This is a genomic window from Roseovarius tolerans (genome assembly GCF_028885395.1).
Classification (GTDB): domain Bacteria; phylum Pseudomonadota; class Alphaproteobacteria; order Rhodobacterales; family Rhodobacteraceae; genus Roseovarius; species Roseovarius tolerans.
On sequence record NZ_CP118494.1, the window covers coordinates 692,072 to 713,698 of the forward strand.

23 protein-coding genes are annotated in these 21,627 nt (G+C 64.1%); 15 read left to right on the plus strand and 8 right to left on the minus strand.

The window, feature by feature from the left end; translation table 11 throughout:
• Positions 1-48 precede the first annotated feature (48 nt).
• Positions 49-1,623 carry a lysine--tRNA ligase gene (locus PVU19_RS03310; protein WP_274789882.1) on the minus strand — a complete coding sequence of 525 codons (1,575 nt, stop codon included), beginning with the start codon at positions 1,621-1,623 and terminating at the stop codon, positions 49-51.
• Between the two features lie 118 nt (positions 1,624-1,741).
• Between PVU19_RS03310 and PVU19_RS03315 the strand changes: the two genes are divergently transcribed.
• The 14 genes from PVU19_RS03315 (at position 1,742) to PVU19_RS03380 (ending at position 14,210) form a co-directional block, all read left to right on the plus strand.
• Positions 1,742-2,167, plus strand: a complete 426-nt coding sequence (locus tag PVU19_RS03315; RefSeq protein ID WP_274789883.1) for a tellurite resistance TerB family protein — start codon at positions 1,742-1,744, stop codon at positions 2,165-2,167.
• An 85-nt stretch (positions 2,168-2,252) separates the two neighbouring features.
• Positions 2,253-3,041 carry a ribose-5-phosphate isomerase RpiA gene (gene rpiA, locus PVU19_RS03320; RefSeq protein WP_274789884.1) on the plus strand — a complete coding sequence of 263 codons (789 nt, stop codon included), beginning with the start codon at positions 2,253-2,255 and terminating at the stop codon, positions 3,039-3,041.
• A gap of 13 nt (positions 3,042-3,054) precedes the next feature.
• Entirely contained in the window at positions 3,055-4,401 is a 1,347-nt protein-coding gene (gene gor / locus PVU19_RS03325; protein WP_274789885.1) for a glutathione-disulfide reductase, read from the plus strand.
• Between the two features lie 78 nt (positions 4,402-4,479).
• Positions 4,480-5,634 (plus strand): FtsH protease activity modulator HflK, encoded by a 1,155-nt coding sequence (hflK, locus tag PVU19_RS03330; protein ID WP_050663712.1) that lies wholly within the window; start codon positions 4,480-4,482, stop codon positions 5,632-5,634.
• A gap of 4 nt (positions 5,635-5,638) precedes the next feature.
• Entirely contained in the window at positions 5,639-6,517 is an 879-nt protein-coding gene (hflC, locus tag PVU19_RS03335; protein ID WP_050663711.1) for a protease modulator HflC, read from the plus strand.
• A complete protein-coding gene (locus PVU19_RS03340; protein WP_050663710.1) occupies positions 6,514-6,711 on the plus strand; it encodes a DUF2065 family protein in 198 nt (65 codons plus the stop codon). The genes hflC and PVU19_RS03340 overlap by 4 nt, the downstream gene beginning before the upstream one ends.
• Before the next feature lie 58 nt (positions 6,712-6,769).
• Positions 6,770-7,147 (plus strand): fluoride efflux transporter CrcB, encoded by a 378-nt coding sequence (gene crcB, locus PVU19_RS03345; protein WP_050663709.1) that lies wholly within the window; start codon positions 6,770-6,772, stop codon positions 7,145-7,147.
• Complete coding sequence (locus PVU19_RS03350; protein WP_050663708.1) at positions 7,144-8,187, plus strand: RluA family pseudouridine synthase; 1,044 nt, start codon at positions 7,144-7,146, stop codon at positions 8,185-8,187. Before crcB ends, PVU19_RS03350 begins: the two co-directional genes overlap by 4 nt.
• A complete protein-coding gene (locus PVU19_RS03355) occupies positions 8,184-8,867 on the plus strand; it encodes an HAD-IA family hydrolase (protein ID WP_050663707.1) in 684 nt (227 codons plus the stop codon). The genes PVU19_RS03350 and PVU19_RS03355 overlap by 4 nt, the downstream gene beginning before the upstream one ends.
• Positions 8,864-9,574: an ATP12 family chaperone protein gene (locus PVU19_RS03360; protein WP_050663706.1), complete on the plus strand. Its 711-nt coding sequence runs from the start codon at positions 8,864-8,866 to the stop codon at positions 9,572-9,574. Before PVU19_RS03355 ends, PVU19_RS03360 begins: the two co-directional genes overlap by 4 nt.
• 207 nt (positions 9,575-9,781) lie before the next feature.
• Positions 9,782-10,801: an amino acid ABC transporter substrate-binding protein gene (locus PVU19_RS03365; protein ID WP_050663705.1), complete on the plus strand. Its 1,020-nt coding sequence runs from the start codon at positions 9,782-9,784 to the stop codon at positions 10,799-10,801.
• Positions 10,802-10,920: 119 nt separating this feature from the next.
• The gene (locus PVU19_RS03370) at positions 10,921-12,135 is read left to right on the plus strand and encodes an amino acid ABC transporter permease (RefSeq protein WP_050663704.1); all 1,215 of its coding nucleotides are present in this window, start codon (positions 10,921-10,923) and stop codon (positions 12,133-12,135) included.
• Between the two features lie 3 nt (positions 12,136-12,138).
• Positions 12,139-13,428 carry an amino acid ABC transporter permease gene (locus tag PVU19_RS03375; protein WP_050663703.1) on the plus strand — a complete coding sequence of 430 codons (1,290 nt, stop codon included), beginning with the start codon at positions 12,139-12,141 and terminating at the stop codon, positions 13,426-13,428.
• A 14-nt stretch (positions 13,429-13,442) separates the two neighbouring features.
• Positions 13,443-14,210, plus strand: a complete 768-nt coding sequence (locus tag PVU19_RS03380; protein ID WP_050663702.1) for an amino acid ABC transporter ATP-binding protein — start codon at positions 13,443-13,445, stop codon at positions 14,208-14,210.
• A 99-nt stretch (positions 14,211-14,309) separates the two neighbouring features.
• Here PVU19_RS03380 and PVU19_RS03385 read toward each other — a convergent pair whose 3' ends face one another.
• From PVU19_RS03385 to argB, 4 genes are read right to left on the minus strand one after another with little or no spacing between them, the layout of a single operon-like run.
• Positions 14,310-15,425, minus strand: coding sequence for an acetoin utilization protein AcuC (locus tag PVU19_RS03385; RefSeq protein WP_050663701.1), 1,116 nt, complete (start codon positions 15,423-15,425; stop codon positions 14,310-14,312).
• Between the two features lie 5 nt (positions 15,426-15,430).
• Positions 15,431-15,919: a SixA phosphatase family protein gene (locus PVU19_RS03390; RefSeq protein ID WP_050663700.1), complete on the minus strand. Its 489-nt coding sequence runs from the start codon at positions 15,917-15,919 to the stop codon at positions 15,431-15,433.
• Positions 15,916-16,554: a hypothetical protein gene (locus tag PVU19_RS03395; protein WP_050663699.1), complete on the minus strand. Its 639-nt coding sequence runs from the start codon at positions 16,552-16,554 to the stop codon at positions 15,916-15,918. The genes PVU19_RS03390 and PVU19_RS03395 overlap by 4 nt, the downstream gene beginning before the upstream one ends.
• 54 nt (positions 16,555-16,608) lie before the next feature.
• Positions 16,609-17,472, minus strand: coding sequence for an acetylglutamate kinase (gene argB / locus PVU19_RS03400; RefSeq protein ID WP_050663698.1), 864 nt, complete (start codon positions 17,470-17,472; stop codon positions 16,609-16,611).
• Between the two features lie 120 nt (positions 17,473-17,592).
• Here argB and PVU19_RS03405 point away from each other — a divergent pair, with 120 nt between their 5' ends.
• Positions 17,593-18,324, plus strand: a complete 732-nt coding sequence (locus PVU19_RS03405) for an SDR family NAD(P)-dependent oxidoreductase (protein WP_050663697.1) — start codon at positions 17,593-17,595, stop codon at positions 18,322-18,324.
• Between the two features lie 24 nt (positions 18,325-18,348).
• Here the strand turns inward: PVU19_RS03405 and yihA are convergent, their stop codons facing one another.
• Genes yihA through yidC form a run of 3 tightly spaced genes read right to left on the minus strand, consistent with a single transcriptional unit; the run spans position 18,349 to position 21,574 of the window.
• A complete protein-coding gene (gene yihA, locus PVU19_RS03410) occupies positions 18,349-18,999 on the minus strand; it encodes a ribosome biogenesis GTP-binding protein YihA/YsxC (protein WP_050663696.1) in 651 nt (216 codons plus the stop codon).
• Entirely contained in the window at positions 18,999-19,742 is a 744-nt protein-coding gene (locus PVU19_RS03415; RefSeq protein WP_050663695.1) for an MOSC domain-containing protein, read from the minus strand. Before PVU19_RS03415 ends, yihA begins: the two co-directional genes overlap by 1 nt.
• A complete protein-coding gene (yidC, locus tag PVU19_RS03420) occupies positions 19,742-21,574 on the minus strand; it encodes a membrane protein insertase YidC (protein WP_050663694.1) in 1,833 nt (610 codons plus the stop codon). Before yidC ends, PVU19_RS03415 begins: the two co-directional genes overlap by 1 nt.
• Between the last annotated feature and the right edge of the window lie 53 nt (positions 21,575-21,627).

The window sequence follows — 21,627 nt, forward strand, 5'->3', positions numbered from 1 at the left end:
GTTTTCCCGAACGGTAGCAAGCAGGCCAAAGCGGCGCAATGATCCAGATCAGGCCAGTTCGCCCGCCAGCCCCTTGTCGATCAGCGCCACGGTTTCCTGCACGCCGTAAAGTGCGATGAACCCGCCAAAGCGCGGCCCCTGCGAGGCCCCCAGAAGCACCTCGTAAAGCGCCTTGAACCAGTCGCGTAGCGGATCGAACCGGTCACGGCCCACGGCATAGACGATGGATTGCAGCGCCTCGTCCTCTACCGGGCCGTCATAGGCCGCCAGTTGGTCGCGCAGATCAATCAGCGCCTCGCGCTCCAAATCGGTGGGCGCGCGATAGGTCTTGGCGGGGGCGACGAAATCCTCGTAATAGCGCACCGCGTAACCGGCGGCGGAGTCCATGTCGGGATGGGTCTCGGCGCTCGCCTCGGGCGCATAGCGGCGGATGAAGCCCCAGAGCGTCTCCTTGTCCTGCGCGGCCGAAACCGACGCGAGGTTCAGCAGCATCGAGAACGGCACCACCATCCGGCTCTCGGGCACATCGCCATTGTGGATGTGATGCACCGGGTTGTTGAGACGCTGCGTGATGTCCTGCCCGGCATAGGCGCGCAATTGCTGGTGATATTCGTCCACCGCCTTGGGGATCACGTCGAAATGCATGCGCTTGGCGGTCTTGGGCTTTTGATACATGAAATAGCTCAGCGACTCCGTCGAGGCATAGCTCAGCCATTCGTCGATCGAGATTCCGTTGCCACTTGACTTGGAGATCTTCTGGCCGTTCTCATCCAGAAACAGCTCATAGGTGAAATGCTCCGGCGCGCGCATGCCAAGCGCCCGGCAGATGCCGTCATAGATCGGCGTGTTGGTGGAATGGTCCTTGCCATACATCTCGAAATCGACGCCAAGCGCCGCCCAACGGGCGCCGAAATCGGGCTTCCATTGCAGCTTCACATTGCCGCCCGTCACCGGCAGCGTCCACTCGCGGCCGGTCTCGTCGTCAAAGGTCACGGTGCCGTCCTTGGCATTGACCTCCTTCATCGGCACATAAAGCACACGGCCCGTCTCGGGATGGAGCGGCAGGAAGATCGAATAGGTCTGCTGACGTTCCTCGCGCAGGGATTTCAGCATGATCTTCATGATGTCGTCATAGCGCTCGGCGGCGCGCAGCAGCACCTCGTCGAACTGCCCAGAGGCATAGAATTCGGTCGCCGAAATGAACTCGTAGTCAAACCCGAACGTATCGAGGAACCGGCGCAGCATGGCGTTGTTATGCGCACCAAAGCTGTCATGGGTGCAGAACGGGTCCGGCACCGAGGTCAGCGGCTTTTGCAGATGCTCGGCCAACATCTCGCGATTGGGCACATTGCCGGGCACCTTGCGCATCCCGTCGAGATCATCCGAGAAACAGATCAGCCGGGTGGGGATATCGCTGATCATCTCGAAGGCGCGGCGGATCATCGTGGTGCGCAACACCTCGCCAAAGGTGCCGATATGCGGCAGGCCAGAGGGGCCATAGCCCGTCTCGAACAGCACATGACCCTTTTCAGGCGGGTTTTTCTCATACCGTTTGAGCACGCGGCGCGCCTCTTCAAAAGGCCAGGCTTTCGAATTCATCGCGGCTTCGCGCATCTCTGACATCGGATCGTCTCCTCTCGCGCCGGTCAGGCCACCGGCAGGGCTGGGCCGGTTCCTATTGCGGGGGGGCGGAACAGTCAATATTCTGCACTGCAACAATGCCCGGCGTGAAAGGCCCAGAATGACCGATCAGATTCCCCACCCGCTGACCCCGCAGGACTGTCTTGTCGCGGTCATGATCGCCGTCGCCGCCTCGGACGAGGACATGCGCACCGCGGAACTCGTCAAGATCGAGAGCACGGTGAACAACCTGCCGGTCTTTGCCGCCTACGATCTCGACCGGCTGCGGTTGATGTCGCAGACCGTGTTCGATCTCTTCAGCGTTGAGGACGGGCTCGACGCGCTGTTCGGTCTCATACGCGACAACCTGCCCGAGCAACTGTTCGAGACCGCCTATGCGCTCGCCTGCGATGTGGCTGCCGCCGACGGTATGCTCAACGACCGCGAATTGCGCCTGTTGGAGGAAATCCGCTACGAGCTGAATATCGACCGGCTGCATGCGGCGGCCATCGAACGGGGCGCGCGAGCCCGGCACTTGACCATCTGAACCGGGGACGCGCCGCGCAATTGCCCCTCGCGCCCCGGCCCCAACTCTCCTATAACCCGGGCGGAACACACGGGGAGTCGCTGCCATGACCGGAGAATTATCGCCCATCGACAAGGCCAAGTTCGTGGCGGCCAAACGCTCGGTGGATTTCGTCGAGGACGGGATGCGCGTGGGGCTCGGCACCGGCAGCACGGCGGCCTGGATGGTGCGCTGTCTGGGCGAGATGGTGCGCGAGGACGGGCTGCGGATCAGGGGCGTTCCGACCTCCACCCGCACCGCCGAACTGGCCCGCGAGGTGGGCATCGAGGTGATCAGCCTCGATGAGGCCAAGTGGCTCGACGTGACGATCGACGGCGCAGATGAATTCGACTCCAATCTCAACCTGATCAAGGGCGGCGGCGGCGCGCTCTTGCAGGAAAAGATCGTGGCGACGGCGAGCGATCAGATGGTGGTGATCGCCGATATCGGCAAGGAGGTCGAGGCGCTCGGTGCCTTCCCCCTGCCGGTCGAGGTGATCCCGTTCGGCTGGCAGACCACCAAGTCGTTGGTCGAGGAACTGCTGATCAACATGGATGTGCTGGGCCGCGACGCGACCCTGCGGATGAACGGCGAGCGGCCCTTCATCACCGATGAGGGCAACTACATCATCGACCTGCATCTGGGCCGCATCGGCAACGCGCATCAACTGTCGATGGCGCTCAACCAGATGCCGGGGGTGGTCGAGAATGGCCTCTTTCTCGATATCTGCGACGTGGTGATCCTCGGTTACGGCGATGGCCGGGTCGAGACGCGCGACATCAACGAGGGCACGGTCGAGGAAGACCGGCTTGATTTCGTCGAGAACGACAATCTTTTCACCGATTTGAACGACTGATACGGGGGGGCGCATGGCATTCGACTACGATCTTTTCGTGATTGGCGGCGGCTCCGGCGGGGTGCGCGCGGCGCGGGTGGCAGCGCAAGGCGGGGCAAAGGTCGCGCTTGCCGAGGAAGACCGCTACGGCGGCACCTGCGTCATTCGCGGCTGCGTGCCGAAAAAGCTGATGGTCTTCGCCTCGGAATATCGCGGTGCCATGGCCGACGCGCAATCCTACGGCTGGACGGTGCATGCGGGCGGTTTCGACTGGGACGCGTTCAAGACGAAACTGCATACCGAACTGGACCGGCTCGAAGGGGTCTATCGCGGCATCCTGCGTAACAACGATGTCGAGAGCTTTGACGCCCGCGCACGACTGGTCGATCCGCATACCGTGGAACTGGCCGACGGAAGCCGCAAGAGCGCGCGGCATATTCTGATCGCCACCGGTGGACGGCCGGTGAAACCCGATCTGCCGGGGGCCGAGCACGCCATCACCTCGAACGATATCTTTCATCTTGAGAAACTGCCCAAGTCGGTCCTGATCATCGGCGGCGGCTATATCGCCTGCGAGTTTGCCTGCATTCTCAACGGCCTTGGCGTGCAGGTGACGCAGTTCTATCGTGGCGCGCAGATCCTGCGCGGCTTTGACGGCGAGGCGCGCGGGCTGGTCTCGGACGAGATGATCCAATCGGGCATCGACCTGCATCTTGGCACCAACATCCTGTCGATGGAGCCCGTCGAGGATGGCTATCGCGTCAAGGCCAGCAATGGCACCGAGGCCACATATCAACAGGTTATGTTTGCCACCGGACGCGCCCCCAACACCGAGGACCTGGGTCTGGAGGCCGCAGGCGTCGCCACCGGCCGCAAGGGCGAGATCGTGGTCGATGAGTATAGCCAGACCGGCGTGCCGTCGGTCTATGCCATCGGCGACGTGACCGACCGGGCGAACCTCACACCCGTGGCGATCCGCGAGGGCATGGCCTTTGTCGAGACGGTGTTCAACGGCAACCCGACCCCCGTGGATCACGACCTGATCCCGACCGCGATCTTCACCCAGCCCGAGATGGGCACCGTCGGCCTGAGCGAGGAAGCGGCGCGTGATCAGGAGCCGGTCGATGTCTACTGCAATTCGTTCAGACCGATGCAGACCGCCTTTGCCGGACGCCCCGACCGGGTGTTGATGAAACTCGTCGTCAGCCGGAAAACCCGCAAGGTTCTGGGGTGTCATATCGTAGCACCCGGCGCGGGCGAAATGATCCAACTGGCAGGCATCGCCGTCAAGATGGGCGCGACCAAAGAGGATTTCGATCGCACCGTGGCGGTGCATCCGACCATGTCGGAAGAGCTGGTAACAATGAAAACACCTGTCTGAGCCGCTTGATTTTTTGCCTGTGCTGCACAGGTACAAACCAAGACCGTGACTGGCGGGACAACAAGGGAAGAGAGACGTATGGCTGGAAATTCTGGCGGCCCATGGGGCGGCGGCGGCAATTCTGGAGGTGGCGGCGAGGATCGTGGCCCGAACAAGGGTGGCGGCCGGCGCCCTCCCGAAGGAGGCTCGCAAATGCCCGAGATCGACGATCTGGTGCGCAAGGGTCAGGACCAGCTTCGCGTGCTGATGGGCGGTCGCGGCGGCGGCTCGAACGGCACCGGCGGCGGTGGTGGCGAAGGCCCGAGTTTCGGCAAGGGCACCATCGGTCTGGCTGCGCTCGGCGCAGTGGCGCTATGGGTGTTTGCCAGCGTCTATACCGTCAAGCCCGAAGAACAATCCGTCGAACTTTTCCTGGGCGAATATTACAAGACCGGCAATCCTGGTCTGAACTTCGCGCCCTGGCCGGTCGTGAGTTATGAGATCGTCAACGTGACATCGGAGCGGACCGAGGATATCGGCCAGCGCCAGACGCGCGGCAACGAAGGGCTGATGCTGACCACCGATGCCAATATCGTGGACATCAACTTTCAGGTGGTCTGGAACATTTCCGACCCGTCCCTGCTCTTGTTCAACATCCGCGATCCGCAGTTGACCGTGCAAGCGGTGTCCGAATCCGTGATGCGCGAAATCATCGCGGCCTCGAACCTCGCGCCGATTCTCAACCGGGATCGTGGTATCATCGCCGATACCGCGATGCAGAACATCCAGGCGACGATGGACGAATACAAAAGCGGCATTCGCATCGTCCGCGTCAACCTCGACAAGGCCGACCCCCCGCGCGAGGTGATCGACGCCTTCCGCGAGGTGCAGGCTGCCGAACAGGAACGCGACCGCCTGCAACGCCAGGCCGACGCCTACGCAAACCGCGTGCTGGCCGAGGCCCGGGGTGAAGCCGCACAGACGCTGGAAGAGGCCGAAGGCTACCGCGCCCGCGTGGTCAACGAGGCCCGCGGTGACGCCAGCCGCTTCACCTCGGTTCTGGAGGAATACGAGAAAGCGCCCGAAGTCACGCGCAAGCGTCTTTACCTTGAGCGCATGGAGCAGGTTCTTGGCTCGATCGACAAGACGATCCTCGATCAGTCCATCGTCGGCACCGGCGAAGGCAGCGGCGTCGTGCCGTACCTGCCGCTGAACGAACTGCGCCGCAACAGCACCACCAATCAGGGGAACTGAGATCATGGGCAAGACGAAATTTTTCATTCCGTTCCTCGTCGTGGTCATCTTCCTCGGCCTGTCGTCGATCTTCGTCGTGGACGAGCGCGAAAAGGCGCTGGTGCTGCAATTCGGCCAGATCAAGGACGTCAAGGAAGAGCCGGGGCTGTCGTTCAAGATCCCCTTCATCCAGGAAGTCGTGCGCTATGACGACCGCATCCTTTCGCTCGATACCGACACGATCGAAGTCACGCCATCGGATGATCGCCGCCTTGTCGTCGACGCCTTCGCGCGCTACCGGATCAAGGACGTGGTGCAGTTCCGCCAAGCCGTTGGCGTCGGCGGGCTGAGGGTCGCCGAAGACCGGCTTTCCTCGGTTCTCAACGCGCAGATCCGCGAAGTGCTGGGTGCCGATCAGGTGACCTCCGACACCATCCTCTCCGAGGATCGCCGCGAATTGATGCGCCGCATCCAGCGTCAGGCACAGATCAGCGCGCAGGGCCTTGGCCTCGACGTGGTCGACGTGCGCCTCAAGCAGACCAACCTGCCGGAGCAGAACCTCGACGCGACCTTTGCCCGGATGCGCGCCGAGCGTGAACGCGAAGCCGCAGACGAGATCGCCCGTGGTAACGAGGCCGCACAGCGCGTGCGCGCGCTTGCCGACCGGACCGTGACCGAGACCCTGTCGGATGCCGAGCGCGAAGCGCAGGTGATCCGAGGCGAGGCCGATGCCGAGCGCAACGCGATCTTTGCCGACGCCTTTGGCGCTGACGAGGAGTTCTTCGCGTTCTATCGCTCGCTCGAAGCCTATGAAAAGGCGCTTCAGGGCAGCAATTCGTCGATGGTCATGACACCGGACAGCGAATTCTTCGATTACCTGCGTTCGGCCACACCGGACCAATGATCGAAACCGCGCTTCTGGCCCTCGGGCTGGTTCTGATCGTGGAGGGGCTGGTCTATGCACTGGCCCCTTCGCTTATCGACCAGATGCTTGTCGCCCTCGCGGCGCTGCCGCCCGAAGCGCGGCGGCTGCTGGGATTGCTCGCGCTGGTGATCGGTCTGGCGCTGGTCTGGGCCGCCAAGACCCTCGGGGCATAAGCGGCGCGCAACGCCACGCCGCTTGACAACGCACCCCGCCCGCGCGACAGACGCCGCCATGATGATGACCTTTCTTCAGGTGGCTCTTGGCGGTGCGATCGGGGCCTGCCTGCGCTTTGGCGTGGGTCTTGCCATGCTGCGCGTCGCGGGGCCGGGCTTTCCGCTCGGCGTGCTGACGGTCAATGTCCTGGGCTCTTTCCTGATGGGGGTGATCATGGTGCTGTCCTTTCAACGCGGGTTCGATCATCTCAACCCGTTCCTGATGACCGGTGTGCTGGGTGGCTTCACCACATTCTCGGCCTTCTCGCTCGAGGCCTTCACGCTTTATGAACGCGGGCAGATCGTGGCAGCGGCGGCCTATGTCGGCCTGTCGGTCGTGCTTTCGCTCGCGGCACTGGCGCTTGGCGTGTGGCTGGCACGGGGGATGACGGCATGAGCACGGTTCAGACACGGGTGGTGAAACCCGGCGATGGCGATCAGCGCCTCGACCGCTGGCTGCGGCGGCAGTTTCCGCATCTGACCCAGGGCCAGATCGAAAAGATGTGCCGCAAGGGCGAAGTGCGGGTCGAGGGTGGCCGCGTGAAATCCGCCACCCGGTTGGAAGAGGGGCAAAGCGTGCGCATCCCGCCGCTGCCCGATGCCGACACGAAACCCGCGCCCGATGCCGCCCGGATCAGCCCGGCGGATGCCAAGATGATCCAGTCCTGCGTGATCTACCGCGACGATCACATCATCGCGCTGAACAAGCCGCCGGGTCTGCCGGTGCAGGGCGGCAGCAAGCAGGCGCGGCATGTCGACGGGTTGGCCGAGGCGCTGCGCTTTGGCTTTGATGAAAAGCCCCGCCTCGTGCACCGGCTCGACAAGGACACCTCCGGCGTGCTGATCCTCGCCCGCACCCGCGAGGCAGCCAAGGGTCTGACGGCCGCGTTCCGCCACCGCAACACGCGCAAGATCTACTGGGCCGCCGTCGCCGGATCGCCGGTGCCGCGCATGGGCACGATCCGCTTCGGCCTCGTCAAGGCGCCCGGGCACGGCGCCAAGGGCGAGGGCGAAAAGATGCTCTGCCTGCATCCGCGCGAGGTGGAGAATACCCCCGGTGCCAAACCCGCCACCACCGACTACGCGATGATCGAGAATGCGGGCGGGCGCACCGCGTGGATGGCGCTCATTCCGGTGACCGGGCGCACGCACCAGCTGCGCGCGCACATGGCCGAGATCGGGCATCCTATCGTCGGCGACGGCAAATATGGCGGCTCGGGGCAGGAAAATCTCGGTGACGGCTGGGGCGCGCAACTGGGCGGCGATGTCAGCCGCAAGCTGCACCTGCACGCCCGCTCGCTCAAGATCGAGCATCCGGTGAGCCGCGCGATCCTGCATCTGACCGCACCGCTGCCCGAGCATATGCAACGCACCTGGGATCTCTTTCAATGGCAGCCATCCGAGGCACCGGAGGACCCGCTCGAGGATATGGCATGAGCCGCCCGCTGCGTCTGGTGATCTTCGATGTGGATGGCACGCTGGTGGACAGCCAGGGCGACATTCTGGCGGCGATGACGGCGGCGTTCGAGCGCGCGGATCACCCCGCGCCGGAGCGTGAGGCGGTGCTTGGCATCGTCGGGCTGTCGCTCGATGTGGCGGTGCCGCGGCTGGCACCGCATCTGCCCGCCGATCTGCACACCCGCATCGTCGGCTGGTACAAGGAGGCCTATATGGGCCTGCGCGCGCAAACGGGCGTGGCGCAATCCTCGCCGCTTTATCCGTATGCGCTCGACACCCTGCGCACGCTGCACGCGGTGCCCGAAACCCTTCTTGGCGTGGCGACGGGCAAATCCGCGCGCGGGCTCGACAAGCTGCTGGACGGCCACGATCTGCGGTCCTTCTTCGTGACCCGGCAGGTGGCCGACCACCATCCGTCCAAACCGCACCCCTCGATGCTGCGCGCGGCGCTCTCTGAGACCGGCGTCGCACCGGAAAACGCGGTGATGGTGGGCGACACCAGCTTTGACATGGAAATGGCCCGCGCGGCGGGCATCCCCGGCATCGGCGTCAGCTGGGGCTATCACAGACCCGAGGCATTGGGCGCAGCGACCGCGATCGCGCATGATTTCCGCGATCTCGCGGGGTTGATCGACGACATCTGGAGGGCACCGGCATGAGCGAGTGGGCCGCGAAACGGTTTTGGAGCGAGGCCGGGGTCAGTGAGACCGACCAAGGCTTTGGCGTGCATCTGGACGGACGCCGCGTGCGCACGCCCGCCAAGGCGGAACTGATCGTGCCGACCCGCGCCATGGCCAGCGCCATCGCCACGGAATGGGACGCGCAGGAGGCCGGGATCGTCCCAGACACCATGCCCGTGACCCGCGCTGCAAATGCCGCCATCGACAAGGTCGCGCATCAACATTCCGAGGTGGCGCGCATGATCGCCGATTACGGCGACAGCGACCTTCTGTGCTACCGCGCCGATAGCCCGGCGGAACTGGCCGCGCGGCAGGCCGAGGCCTGGGATCCGCTGCTCGACTGGGCCGAATCGGTCCTTTCCGCACGGCTGCACCCGCGCACGGGCGTCATGCACCAACCGCAAAAGGTTGAGCCGCTTGCGCGCCTGCACGCACAGGTGGAAATGCTGGATAATTGGGCATTAACCGCCTTTCACGATCTCGTCAGCCTCAGCGGCTCGCTGATCGTCGGCTTCGCCACGATCCACGATCTTCACCCTGCAAAAACCCTCTGGCACCTGTCCCGGATCGACGAAACCTGGCAACAGGAGCAATGGGGTAACGACGAAGAGGCCGAAGCGGTCGCGCTGAGGAAAGAAACCGACTTTCTGAACGCGAAATACTTCTACGATCTTTCGCGCGGGTGAAGCCGATGCCCTTTTCAGGTCTTTGACCTTGGGTCAAGACAGTGCCGGCTATTGGTTTTCTTGAACAAAGACTTGACGTTTTGTGATGAATCCACACAAACTTGCGAACACTGACAGGGGTTTTTATCCCTCAAACAGTGTAACAGCGGCCCCGCGCGGGCCGAACGAACCGTTCTCGAAAGAGCGGACAATCAGGAAGAGGTAAACATGAAAAAAACCGTATTTTTGGGCGCGCTGACCGTCGCTGGCGTTGCTGCCGGGGCATCCGCGGCTGCTACGCTCGATGACGTCAAGGCCCGCGGTAAGCTGAACTGTGGCGTGACCACCGGTCTCGTCGGTTTTGCTGCACCCGACGCGAACGGCGTCTGGGAAGGCTTTGACGTTGCTGTGTGCCGCGCCGTTGCTGCCGCTGTTTTGGGCGATCCGACTGCGGTCGAATTCGTACCGACGACCGGTAAGACACGCTTCACCGCGCTCGCCTCTGGCGAGATCGACATGCTGGCGCGCAACACCACCTGGACCTTCTCGCGTGATACCGACCTCAAGTTCGAATTCGTGGGCGTCAACTACTATGACGGTCAGGGCTTCATGGTGCCCAAGGCACTTGGCGTGAGCTCCGCAAAAGAGCTGGACGGCGCGACCGTGTGCATCCAGACCGGCACCACCACCGAGTTGAACCTCGCGGATTTCTTCCGCAAGAACAACATCAACTACGAGCCGGTGCCGATCGAAACCAACGCCGAAGGCCAGCAGCAGTACCTTGCCGGTGCCTGCGACACCTACACCACCGACGCCTCCGGCCTTGCCGCGACCCGTGCCGCGTTCGAGAACCCGACGGAGCACGTGATCCTGCCCGAAATCATCTCGAAAGAGCCGCTTGGCCCGCTTGTGCGCCACGGCGACAACGAGTGGGGTGATATCGTGCGCTGGACGCTCAACGCCCTGATCTCGGCTGAGGAGCTGGGTGTCACCAGTGCCAATGTCGAAGAGATGGCATCTTCGCCGACCAACAGCCCCGAGATCAACCGCCTGCTCGGCACCGAGGGTAACCTTGGCGAGATGATCGGCCTCGAAGCTGACTGGGCCAAGCGCGCAATCGCGGTTGGTGGCAACTATGGCGAGGTGTTCGAGAGGAACATCGGCGAGAATACCCCGATTGGTCTGGCGCGCGGCCTGAACGCGCAGTGGACTGATGGCGGCATCCTCTACTCGCCGCCCTTCCGCTAAGACCAGAACTGACAAAGGGCGCGGATCACTCCGCGCCCTTTTCACCTGACAGCTCTCAAAAAATCGGCCCACGGCGCAAAAGCCGATAAAAAACCGGGTCGAAACACAGGGAAACCCAGATGACAACGGTATCCGACCCTCCCAAGGCGTCGTTCCAACTGTCGCAGCTGATCTACGACACGCGGTATCGCTCCTATACATTCCAGTTCATCGCCTTGATGCTTCTGGTCGCGCTGATGGCCTATCTTGGCGCGAATCTCGTGCGTAACCTTGCCGAGCAAGGCCAGAACATCGCCTTCGGCTTTCTGGCAGAGCCGTCGGGCTATGACATCAACCAGCGACCGATCGAATATGACAGCCAGTCGAGCCACATGCGCGCCTCGATCGTGGGCGTTCTCAATACGCTGATCGTGGCCTTTCTGGGCTGCATCACCGCGACCCTCTTCGGGGTGACGGCCGGTATCCTGCGCCTGTCTCCGAACTGGTTGGTGCGCAAGCTGATGGCCGTCTATGTCGAGGCGTTCCGCAACGTGCCGGTGCTGATCTGGATCCTGATCATCTTCACCATCATGACGGCGGTGCTGCCCGCGCCAAGCGCGTTCCGGGGCGACGACCCGGATTCGAGCATGCTCTTCGGGTCGTTTGCCTTCACCAATCGCGGCGTCTACACGCCCGCGCCGGTCTGGGGGCCGGGCTCGGTCGTCGTGGTGCTGACCTTTCTCGCCTCGATCTTCGGCGTGTTCTACTATCGCCGCTACGCGACCAAGCTGCTCTATGACACCGGCAAGCTCATCCCGACGGGCTGGCCGTCGCTGGTCATCCTCTTCGTGCCGACCATCCTGATCTATTTCATCCTCGGCCGTCCGATCGGCCTTGATTACCCCGCGCTCGCCGGTTTCAACTTTCAGGGCGGCATCCACATTCGCGGCTCGCTGATCGCGCTATGGTTCGCGCTCGCGATCTATACCGGCGCCTTCATCGCCGAGAACGTCCGCGCGGGCATTCAGGCGGTCAGCAAAGGCCAGACCGAGGCCGCGGCCTCGCTCGGGATGCGGCCACGCCGGATCATGAACCTGGTGATCCTGCCGCAGGCGCTGCGTGTGATCATCCCGCCGCTGATCTCGCAATACCTCAACCTCACCAAGAACTCGTCGCTGGCCATCGCCGTGGGCTACATGGATGTGACCGGCACCCTCGGGGGGATCACCCTCAACCAGACCGGGCGCGCCATCGAATGCGTCCTGATGCTGATGTTGTTCTATCTCACGATCAGCCTCGCCATCTCGGCGGTGATGAACGTCTACAACAACGCCATTGCGCTGAAGGAGCGTTGAGCCATGTCGGACAATCAGATTTCCTTCGTGCGCACCCACATGCTCCCCGAAGCGCCGCCTCCGATCGCGGCAACCGGTGTGGTCAAATGGCTGCGTGAAAACCTGTTCTCTTCGCCGGCCAATTCGCTGCTGACGATCGTGTCGCTCTACGTGGTGATCGAGATCGTGATCTCGGCAGCGCCATGGTTCCTCAATGGCGTCTGGGACAGCCCCAGCCTGTCCGCCTGCCGCGACATTCTCGACGGCAAGGTGGGGGGCTGTTTCGCGGTGCTCTCCGAGCGGTGGAACCAGCTTCTCTTCGGGTTCAAATACCCGTCGGAACTCTACTGGCGGCCGGGGCTGGCCTTCATCCTGCTGTTTGTCGCGGGCGCCCCTCTGCTGTTTTTCAAGCTTTTCCCGAGCAAGATGCTGATCTTCACCGGGCTCTACCCGTTCATCGCCTATTGGCTGATCTGGGGCGGGTCGCTGCTCGTGCCGGTCTTTGCCCTGCTGGGTGTTCTGCTCGGTGCCGTTGTCTACAAGCGCACGGTCGGTGCCAGCGCAGGCATGGCGGTGATCGCGGGCTTTGTGGCGGCGCTGATCTTCTGGATCCTGTCGGGTTTCATCACCGCGCCCATGGCGAGTGTGCTGGCCATCGAGCCGGTGCCCTCGCGCGACATGGGCGGCTTCATGATCAACCTGATGCTTGGCGTGGTCTGCGTGTCGCTCTCGGTGCCGTTCGGCATCATGCTGGCGCTCGGGCGGCAATCGAGCATGCCGATCATCAAGTGGATCTGCGTGGTCTTCATCGAGTTCATTCGCGGCGTGCCGCTGATCACGCTGCTGTTCGTGGCAAACGTGGTGCTGGCCTATTTCCTGCCGCCGGGCACGACATTCGACCTGATCCTGCGGGTGATCATCATGATCACGATGTTCTCATCGGCCTATATCGCCGAGGTGATCCGGGGCGGCCTCGCGGCCCTGCCGCGCGGCCAGTATGAAGCGGCGGACAGTCTCGGTCTCGACTACGCGCAGGCGATGCAGCTGATCATCCTGCCGCAGGCGCTCAAGATCTCGATACCGGGCATCGTCAACGTCGCGGTCGGCCTCTTCAAGGATACCACGCTGGTTTCGGTGATCTCGATGTTCGACATCGTCGGCATGATCCGTGGCCCGATCCTCGCCTCGGCGGAATGGAATGGCGTCTACTGGGAGCTGTTCGGCTTTGCCAGCGTCCTGTTCTTCGTCACCTGCTACGGCATTTCGCAATATTCACAGTGGCTGGAGCGTCAGCTTCAGACCGATCACCGGTAAGGAGGGTCATCATCATGGCCGCAGAAACACAAATGAAGGTCTCCGATCAGGTCGCTGTGGAGATCAACAAGATGAACAAGTGGTTCGGCGCGTTCCACGTGCTGCGCGATATCGACCTGACCGTCTATCAGGGCGAACGGATCGTCATCGCGGGGCCCTCGGGCTCGGGCAAGTCGACGCTCATTCGCTGCATCAACGCGTTGGAAGAGCATCAGAAAGGCTCAATCTCGGTGGATGGCACGGTGCTGTCCAACGACATCAAGAACATCGACCGGATCCGGTCCGAGGTCGGGATGGTGTTCCAGCATTTCAACCTCTTTCCACATCTGACGATTCTCGAGAACTGCACGCTGGCCCCGATTTGGGTGCGCAAGACGCCCAAGAAAGAGGCCGAGGACATCGCGATGCATTTCCTCGAAAAGGTCAAGATCCCCGAACAGGCCGACAAATACCCCGGCCAGCTTTCGGGTGGGCAGCAGCAGCGCGTGGCAATCGCGCGGTCGCTCTGCATGCGGCCGCGCATCATGCTCTTTGACGAGCCGACATCGGCGCTCGATCCGGAAATGATCTCCGAGGTGCTCGACACGATGATCGAACTCGCCGAAGAGGGCATGACCATGCTCTGCGTGACCCACGAGATGGGCTTTGCCCGCAAGGTCGCGAACCGGGTGATCTTCATGGACCAGGGCCAGATCGTCGAGCAGAACGAGCCCGAGGAGTTCTTCAACAACCCGCAGAGCGAGCGGACCAAACTGTTCCTGAGCCAGATCCTGGGGCACTGACTGCGGAATGGGGGCGCTGCCCCCGTCGCGCGATGCGCGACTCCCCCGGAATATTTGGGGCAAGATGAAGGGGCGGTCCGGCGGGCCGCCCTTTTGCCGTCAGACCCAAGCCGCCTGCCGGTCGCGCAGGGTGTGGATTGAAGCGCGCAACTGGTCTGGGACGCCCCCTTCGCGCGGGGCATCGCGCAGCGTGTCAATCAGCGCATCGGGCGGGAACGCAGGGCGGCGCGTCCATGTCAGCGCGGCGAGGACGCTGCGGGCGCGCTCGGGCAGGCGGTTGGGGATCTCATACCCGTTCAGCGTGGCCCAGACCCCCGACCAGAGCCGTCCCACCGTCCACGGGTTGTACCCACCACCACCGAGAACAAGCAGGCGGGTGCTGAGCGACCGCAGCAGCGCCACCGCCTGCCAATGCGCGTTGTTCGACAGCGCGAGACGCGAGAGCGGGTCTTCGGTCACCGCATCGGCCCCGCATTGTAACACGATGGCCTCGGGCCGCATCGCCTGCACGCATGGCAGAATGACCTCGTGCAGCGCCATGGCGAAACCGCTGTCATTCGTGCCCCTCGGCAGCGGCAGGTTGATGGCAGACCCGCCCGCCCGGTCGTCGAGCGCGCCGGTGAAGGGCCAGCGCCGCGCCTCGTGGGTAGAGATCATCAGCACGCGCGTCTCGCCGTGAAACGCCGCCGCCACCCCGTCGCAGTGATGCGCGTCGATATCGACATAGGCGATGCGGCTGAGCCCCTGCGCCAGCAGCGCCTTGAGCGCCAGAACCGGATCGTTGAGATAGCAGAACCCGCCCGCGTGATCGGCCATGCCGTGATGCGTGCCGCCGCCGGGGTTGTAGACAACGCCGCCCCCGGCGATCAGGTCTGCGGCCAGAAGCGAGCCACCGGCGGCGGTCGCAGGTCGGCGGAACATCTCTGGAAAAACCGGGTTCGACAACGTGCCCAGATGATGCCGCACGCGTGTCTCGGGGCTGACCATCCCCTCGGTCTCGGCGCGCTGCAGGGCGGCGATATAGGCAGGCGTGTGCCACGTCGTCAGCGCCTGCGGTCGCGCACGCGGGCTGTTGATATAGTGCGAGGCGGGCAGCCAGCCCATGGCGCGGCACAGGTCGATCACCGTGGGCACACGCGGAATCGACAGCGGGTGGCGCGCGCCATAGCTCGAGCCGCGATAGATCTCCGATCCGATGAAGCGCGGGGCCTGCATCGCGCTCAGATCATCTCGCGCGGGATGACGAACTGCTGCGCCGCACCGGTGCCGGGCCTCAGGTCCGCCCAGTGGTCGATCTCGAACCGCACTACCAGCGTTGCCCCTGTGGGGTAGTCGTCAAACCGCTCATGCGCGGGGGGCGCTGTGACAAGGCTCGCGGCAAACTCGGCGATGCCGGGGTTGTGGCCCAGCATCAGCACCCGCGCGCCGGTGGCCCCGCGCAAGACGCGCAGCATGTCGGGAACTTCGGCCAGATAGAGCACATCGTGCAGGTCCGGGGCCAAAGGCAGCTTGAGGCGCGCGCAGGTTTCCTGTGTGCGCGCAGAGGACGAGCAGAGGATCTGATCGGGGATCAGGTCTTGCGCGCGCAGCCAGTCCCCCAAGGCCATGGCCGAGCGCCGCCCGCGCTCGTTCAGGGGCCGCGTGTGATCATGCAGTAGCGGACTGCCCCAGTCGGATTTCGCATGTCGCATCAGGATCAGGTTTTTCATCCGAAATACCCCATGTGAAAGGCGGATTGCGCAGGCGCCCGCCCGTGGGATTGGCTGACCGGACAGGCGCGGCGCACCGCGCAGCCGCGGGCCCGGCAGTCATTGCCCGCGCGGTCCAGATCGACCTTGCAGGCAGGCACGTCATAGGCTCCGGGGCGCAGCGCACCCACCGGGCAGGCGGTCAGGCAGGGCTGCGTCGCGCAGGTCTCGCAGGGGCGCAGGCCCGGTTCCGGCAGGTCGAGCCGCTGCGGGAGAGCCAGTGCGCCGCGATAGGACACCATCAGCCCCGCCACGTCATGCACCAATAGCCCCACCGGCGACGGCCAGGCCCGCCCGCTGCGCCGCGCCCAATCGGTGAAGGGCTGCCAGGGCGGGCCGCCGAAGGGGAAAATCGCCCGCGCCCCAAGACCCTCGGCCAGCGCGGTGATGACGCGGGTCGACCAGCGATCCATCGGATCAGGCGTGCCGTCGCAATACTCGGGCGTTTGCGTGAAGGCCGTCCAGAACCCCGGCTCGGACGGCCCCAGAAGGACCAATGTCGCATGCCCCGGCACCTCGCCCGCCTCGAGATGCAGCGCGCCCATCACCGCGAGGTGATGTGGGGCGGCGTGGCGGGTGATCTGGGTCAGGCTCATGTCGGCATCCTTGCAATGATCCTGAACCTAACGCGCGCCGCCGCTTTCACAAGGTCACGTGGCCCGGATCAGCGACCCCGCCCCGTGCTCGGTATAAAGCTCCAGCAGCGTGGCATTGGGCGCGCGCCCGTCGAGGATGACCACCGCGCGCACCCCGCCCTCGATCGCGGCAAGCGCGGTCTCGGTCTTGGGGATCATGCCGCCCGCGATTATGCCGTCGCGGGTCATCTGCCGGATCTGGTCGGCGCTGAGTTCGGTGACCACCTGACCCGATGCATCGCGCACCCCGTCGATATCCGTCAGCAAGAGCAACCGGTCGGCCTTGAGCGCAGCGGCCACGGCACCGGCGGCGGTGTCGCCGTTTATATTGAACGTCTCGCCAGTACGCCCCGCCCCAAGCGGCGCGATCACCGGGATGATATTGGCCTCAAACATGGTGTGCAGGATCGCGGGGTTGATCTCGTCGGGCTCGCCCACAAGGCCCAGATCGGGGCTCGACGGCGTGCAGGTGATCATCCCCGCATCCTTGCCCGACAGGCCCACGGCGCGCCCGCCCTGACCGTTGATCGCCTGCACGATGCGCTTGTTGACGCGGCCCGAGAGGACCATCTCGACCACCTCCATCGTGGCGGCATCGGTGACCCGCTTGCCGTTCACGAAGTCGGACTTGATCGCCAGTTTCTCCAGCATCTCGTTGATCATCGGCCCGCCGCCATGCACGATCACCGGATTGACGCCGACCTGGCTCATCAGCACCACGTCGCGGGCGAAGGTTTCCATCGCCTCGTCGCTGCCCATGGCATGGCCGCCCAGCTTGATCACTACGATCGCGCCGGTATAGCGTTGCAGGTAGGGCAGCGCCTCGGAGAGGGTGCGGGCGGTGGCGATCCAGTCGCGATTCATGTCTCTGGCCTTCATCCTTGTCTCCGGTATGGCATGCGCGCCTTGTTAGCCTTTGTGCATTGCCCTGCCAAGGGCCGTTGCAAGTGCGACCCGCTGCGCTAGGGTCAGCGCGAGGCATCAGGAAAGGACACGGGCATGACGGAACAGCGGACATTGCTTCTAACGGGGGCGAGCCGGGGGATCGGTCACGCCACGGTGCAGCGGTTCAACGCGGCGGGCTGGCGGGTGATCACCTGCTCGCGCCATCCCTTTCCCGCCGAATGCCCCTGGGGCGGTGGCGAAGACAACCATATCCAGATTGACCTGGCCGATCCCAAGGACGTGATCGAGAAGGTCGAGGCGATCCGCGCGCGCCTCGGCGGACGGCTCGATGCGCTGGTCAACAATGCGGGCATTTCACCCAAAGGGCCCGAGGGCGAGCGGCTCGACACGATCAGCACCGACCTGCGCACATGGGGGCATGTGTTCCACGTCAATTTCTTCGCTCCCGTGGTGCTGGCGCGCAGCCTGAAAAACGAGTTGGCGGCGGCCAAGGGCGCGGTGGTCAACGTGACCTCCATTGCGGGCGCGCGGGTGCATCCCTTCGCGGGCGCCGCCTATGCCACGTCCAAGGCGGCGCTGGCCGCGCTGACCCGCGAGATGGCCTTCGATTTCGGCCCTCTGGGCGTGCGCGTCAACGCCATCGCACCAGGAGAGATCCGCACCGCGATCCTGTCACCGGGCACCGAGGATCTGGCCGACCGCCTGCCGATGCGCCGTCTCGGCGAGCCGCAGGAGGTGGCCGATACGGTCTATTTCCTCTGCACCGAAGGCTCGTCCTACATCTCCGGCACCGAGATCGAGATCAACGGCGCACAGCACGTCTGAGGCGGGGTTGCGCGTGGGTGTCGGCTATTCCAGCGTCGCGATCACGGCGCGCAGGGTGGCGATGCCTTCGCCCTTTTCGCTGGATGTCACGATCAGTTCGGGAAAGGCCGCCGGGTGCGCAGCCAGTTTCTGACGCACCTGCTCCAGCACCTTGTCCCGCGCGGCGGCGCTGATCTTGTCGGTCTTGGTCAGCACGCATTGAAAGGTCACCGCAGAACTGTCGAGCAGCGCCATGATCTCCTCGTCCACCGGCTTGATCCCATGGCGGGCATCGACCAGCACGAAGGCACGGCGCAGGGTCTGACGGCCCGAGAGGTATTGCTTGAGCAGCGCCTGCCATTTCTGCACCACCGCCACCGGCGCATTGGCATAGCCATAGCCGGGCAGGTCGACCAGATAGCGGCTCTCGCCAAGGGTGAAATAGTTGATTTCCTGCGTCCGCCCCGGCGTGTTCGAGGCCCGCGCCAGCGCCTTGCGCCCGGTCAGCGCATTGATCAGCGTCGATTTGCCCACATTCGAGCGGCCGGCGAAACAGACCTCCAGCCGGTCGGCGGGGGGCAGGCCGGACATGGCGACCACGCCTTTGACGAACTCGACCGGCCCGGCAAAGAGCTTGCGCCCCAGTTCCGCGCTGGCCTGATCGGGGGCCTCGGCTTCGGGAAAACGCATCTGCATCACAGCACCTCTACCGGGGCGCCGACGGCGATGGCGCCGGTCCGGGTGACCTCGGCATAGATGCCGAAATCCTGATGGTTCCAATTGGCGTTGAGCGCGCCCAACGTATCCAGATCGCGCGCGCCTGTGGCCGGGTTGGCGGTGGTCGCCATGCAGCGCCGGATCGGCTCGCGCACCTGCAATTCCGCGTCACCGATGCGCAGGGTCCGCCCGACCAGATCGAATTCCGCCCAGGGCTCCAGCCCGCCCAGATGGATGTTGCAGCGCCAGCGCAGCGGCGACACCTCCGCCCCCATGCGCGCCGCCAGATCGGCGTTTGAGGCGAGGTTCAGAAGGCTCACGGACGGGTAATCCGTATCCGTCACGCCGCGCCCATCCAGCCGAAAGAGCCGCACCGATTGCGCACGGTTTGCAGGCATCAGCGGTCGCACCCAATCCAGAAACGCCTGTGTCTCGCGGTCGGGGTCAAAGGTCAGGTCGGGCCGGTCGGGATGGCTCAGCGTCACCAGCCCCGCCGCCTCATCCACCCGCGCGTTGATCGCCATCAGCGCCGGGGCCTTGGCCCCGATCGAGAAATTGGTGCAGGGGGCCCATTCGCCCTCGGTCAGCCGCGCCAGCTCATGCGCCACGGCCCAACGCCTGTCCCAGGGCATTGCCTGCCCTTGGGCGAGGGTCACATCGGTCAGCGCCTCGCGCCCGTGCCCCTTGATAGGGTGCCGCCAGAGGGCGCTGACCTGTGTCATCACTTCTTCTTGCCCGTGTCCGGGGCCGCCTTGTCGCGCTTGAATCCCGACATGATGTTGCCGAACACGTCCGGCTTGTAGCCCTGGCTGCGCATGATCAGGTATTGCTGCGTAAAGGTGATCACGTTGTTCGCGATCCAGTAGACCACAAGGCCGCTGGCAAAGCTGCCCAGCATGAACATGAAGACCCAGGGCATCCAGGCAAAGATCATCTTCTGCGTCGGATCGGTCGGCGACGGGTTCAGTTTTTGCTGCAGCCACATCGACACGCCGAGGCAGAGCGGCAGGATACCGATGAAGATCAGCGCGAGGATCGAGCCCGGCTCCGGCGCGGGCCAGGGGAAGACCCCCCAGAGATTGTAGAGCGAGGACGGGTCAGGCGCCGACAGGTCGTTGATCCAACCTATCCACGGTGCATGCCGCAATTCCAGCGTGACGAAGATCACCTTGTAGAGCGAAAAGAAGATCGGGATCTGCAACAGGATCGGCAGACAGCCCGAGGCCGGGTTGACCTTTTCCTTCTTGTAGAGCGCCATCATCTCCTGCTGGAGTTTCTGACGGTCATCCCCGGCGCTCTCCTTGATCTTCTCCATCTCCGGCTGAAGCTCTTTCATCTTCGCCATCGAGACGTAGGATTTATAGGCCAGCGGCAGCAAGACCACCTTGATCAGCAGCGTCAGGCCAATGATCGCCCAGCCCATATTGCCAATCAGCGCGTTGAGCCAATGCAGCACCGCAAAGATCGGCTTGGTCAGGAAAAAGAACCAGCCCCAGTCGATCGAGTCGAGGAAACCCTGGACGCCTTCCTCGTTCTCGTAGTTGCGGATGGTGGCCCATTCCTTGGCCCCGGCAAACAGCCGGGTTTCGGCGACCGAGGTCTCACCGGGGGCAAGGCTGCGGGTGGCCTGCACGGTCTCGGTCTGAAAAATGCCGCGCTGCGGATCGTATTTGCTGACCGCCTTGAACGGGTTGCCCTGTTCGGGGATGAGCGTGGTCATCCAGTAGTGATCGGTGAACCCGATCCAACCGTTGTCATTGACCTGCGTGACCTCGGCGGGCGCGCCCTCGCGCGGGTTGAATTCGTATTCCTCGACATCGTCATAGTCGATTTCCGACAGCGTCCCGTCGGCCATGCCGATGAGGCCCTCGTGCAGGATGAAGAAATTCTTCAGATCATCCGGCCGCCCGTGCCGCGCGAGAATGCCGTAAGGCGCAAGGCTCACCGTGGCCTCGCCGGTGTTCTCAACGCTCTGACGCACCGAGAACATGAAGTCCTCGTCGACGCTCAACTCCCGGCGAAAGATCAGGCCCGCGCCATTGTCCCAGACCAGCGTGACGGGGCTATCGGGCGTCAGGGTCTCGCCGCTCTCGACCTGCCAGAGCGTGTTGGCACCGGGGACATCGTCGATGGTCAGCCCCGCACCGGGGGCCCAGCCATAAAGCGCATAATAAGGCGTTTCGCCGCCCACAGGCGACAGCAGACGCACGATGTCCGAGGCCGGGTCGATGGTCTCGCGGTAGTTCTTGAGCAGCAATTCGTCGATCCGCCCGCCCTGAAGCGAGACCGTGCCGGTCAGGCTCGGAGTCTCGATATCGAGCCGCGGCGCATCGGGGGTTTCGGCGGTCTCGGTGCCGGTGGCCGCCGCACCTGCGGTGCTGGCCGGAGCATCCGCCGACGGTGTGGACGCGGTCGGTTGCCCTTCGGTCGCGGTGATCGGCGCGTTCGGATCGGTGGGCGCGGTTTCCGGTGGCGGGAACAGCACGAACCAGACAAGGATCACGAGAAAGCTGAGCGCCGTCGCGAGTATGAGGTTCTTGTTCTGATCATCCATATCGGGGGGCCGTCCGTCTGTTAACTGTCAGGGGCGTTCAACAGAGTGCGGCC

Coding starts and splice junctions, on each gene's coding strand:
- PVU19_RS03360 (WP_050663706.1), top strand. CDS start 8,864: ATGAGCGAGTGGGCCGCGAAACGGTTTTGGAGCGAGGCCGGGGTCAGT.
- PVU19_RS03340 (WP_050663710.1), top strand. CDS start 6,514: ATGATCGAAACCGCGCTTCTGGCCCTCGGGCTGGTTCTGATCGTGGAG.
- PVU19_RS03405 (WP_050663697.1), top strand. CDS start 17,593: ATGACGGAACAGCGGACATTGCTTCTAACGGGGGCGAGCCGGGGGATC.
- gor (WP_274789885.1), top strand. CDS start 3,055: ATGGCATTCGACTACGATCTTTTCGTGATTGGCGGCGGCTCCGGCGGG.
- PVU19_RS03370 (WP_050663704.1), top strand. CDS start 10,921: ATGACAACGGTATCCGACCCTCCCAAGGCGTCGTTCCAACTGTCGCAG.
- rpiA (WP_274789884.1), top strand. CDS start 2,253: ATGACCGGAGAATTATCGCCCATCGACAAGGCCAAGTTCGTGGCGGCC.
- PVU19_RS03310 (WP_274789882.1), bottom strand. CDS start 1,623: ATGTCAGAGATGCGCGAAGCCGCGATGAATTCGAAAGCCTGGCCTTTT.
- PVU19_RS03385 (WP_050663701.1), bottom strand. CDS start 15,425: ATGCAGGCCCCGCGCTTCATCGGATCGGAGATCTATCGCGGCTCGAGC.
- yidC (WP_050663694.1), bottom strand. CDS start 21,574: ATGGATGATCAGAACAAGAACCTCATACTCGCGACGGCGCTCAGCTTT.
- yihA (WP_050663696.1), bottom strand. CDS start 18,999: ATGCAGATGCGTTTTCCCGAAGCCGAGGCCCCCGATCAGGCCAGCGCG.
- PVU19_RS03395 (WP_050663699.1), bottom strand. CDS start 16,554: ATGAGCCTGACCCAGATCACCCGCCACGCCGCCCCACATCACCTCGCG.
- hflC (WP_050663711.1), top strand. CDS start 5,639: ATGGGCAAGACGAAATTTTTCATTCCGTTCCTCGTCGTGGTCATCTTC.
- PVU19_RS03415 (WP_050663695.1), bottom strand. CDS start 19,742: ATGACACAGGTCAGCGCCCTCTGGCGGCACCCTATCAAGGGGCACGGG.
- PVU19_RS03390 (WP_050663700.1), bottom strand. CDS start 15,919: ATGAAAAACCTGATCCTGATGCGACATGCGAAATCCGACTGGGGCAGT.
- PVU19_RS03315 (WP_274789883.1), top strand. CDS start 1,742: ATGACCGATCAGATTCCCCACCCGCTGACCCCGCAGGACTGTCTTGTC.
- PVU19_RS03375 (WP_050663703.1), top strand. CDS start 12,139: ATGTCGGACAATCAGATTTCCTTCGTGCGCACCCACATGCTCCCCGAA.
- crcB (WP_050663709.1), top strand. CDS start 6,770: ATGATGATGACCTTTCTTCAGGTGGCTCTTGGCGGTGCGATCGGGGCC.
- argB (WP_050663698.1), bottom strand. CDS start 17,472: ATGAAGGCCAGAGACATGAATCGCGACTGGATCGCCACCGCCCGCACC.
- PVU19_RS03350 (WP_050663708.1), top strand. CDS start 7,144: ATGAGCACGGTTCAGACACGGGTGGTGAAACCCGGCGATGGCGATCAG.
- PVU19_RS03355 (WP_050663707.1), top strand. CDS start 8,184: ATGAGCCGCCCGCTGCGTCTGGTGATCTTCGATGTGGATGGCACGCTG.
- PVU19_RS03365 (WP_050663705.1), top strand. CDS start 9,782: ATGAAAAAAACCGTATTTTTGGGCGCGCTGACCGTCGCTGGCGTTGCT.
- hflK (WP_050663712.1), top strand. CDS start 4,480: ATGGCTGGAAATTCTGGCGGCCCATGGGGCGGCGGCGGCAATTCTGGA.
- PVU19_RS03380 (WP_050663702.1), top strand. CDS start 13,443: ATGGCCGCAGAAACACAAATGAAGGTCTCCGATCAGGTCGCTGTGGAG.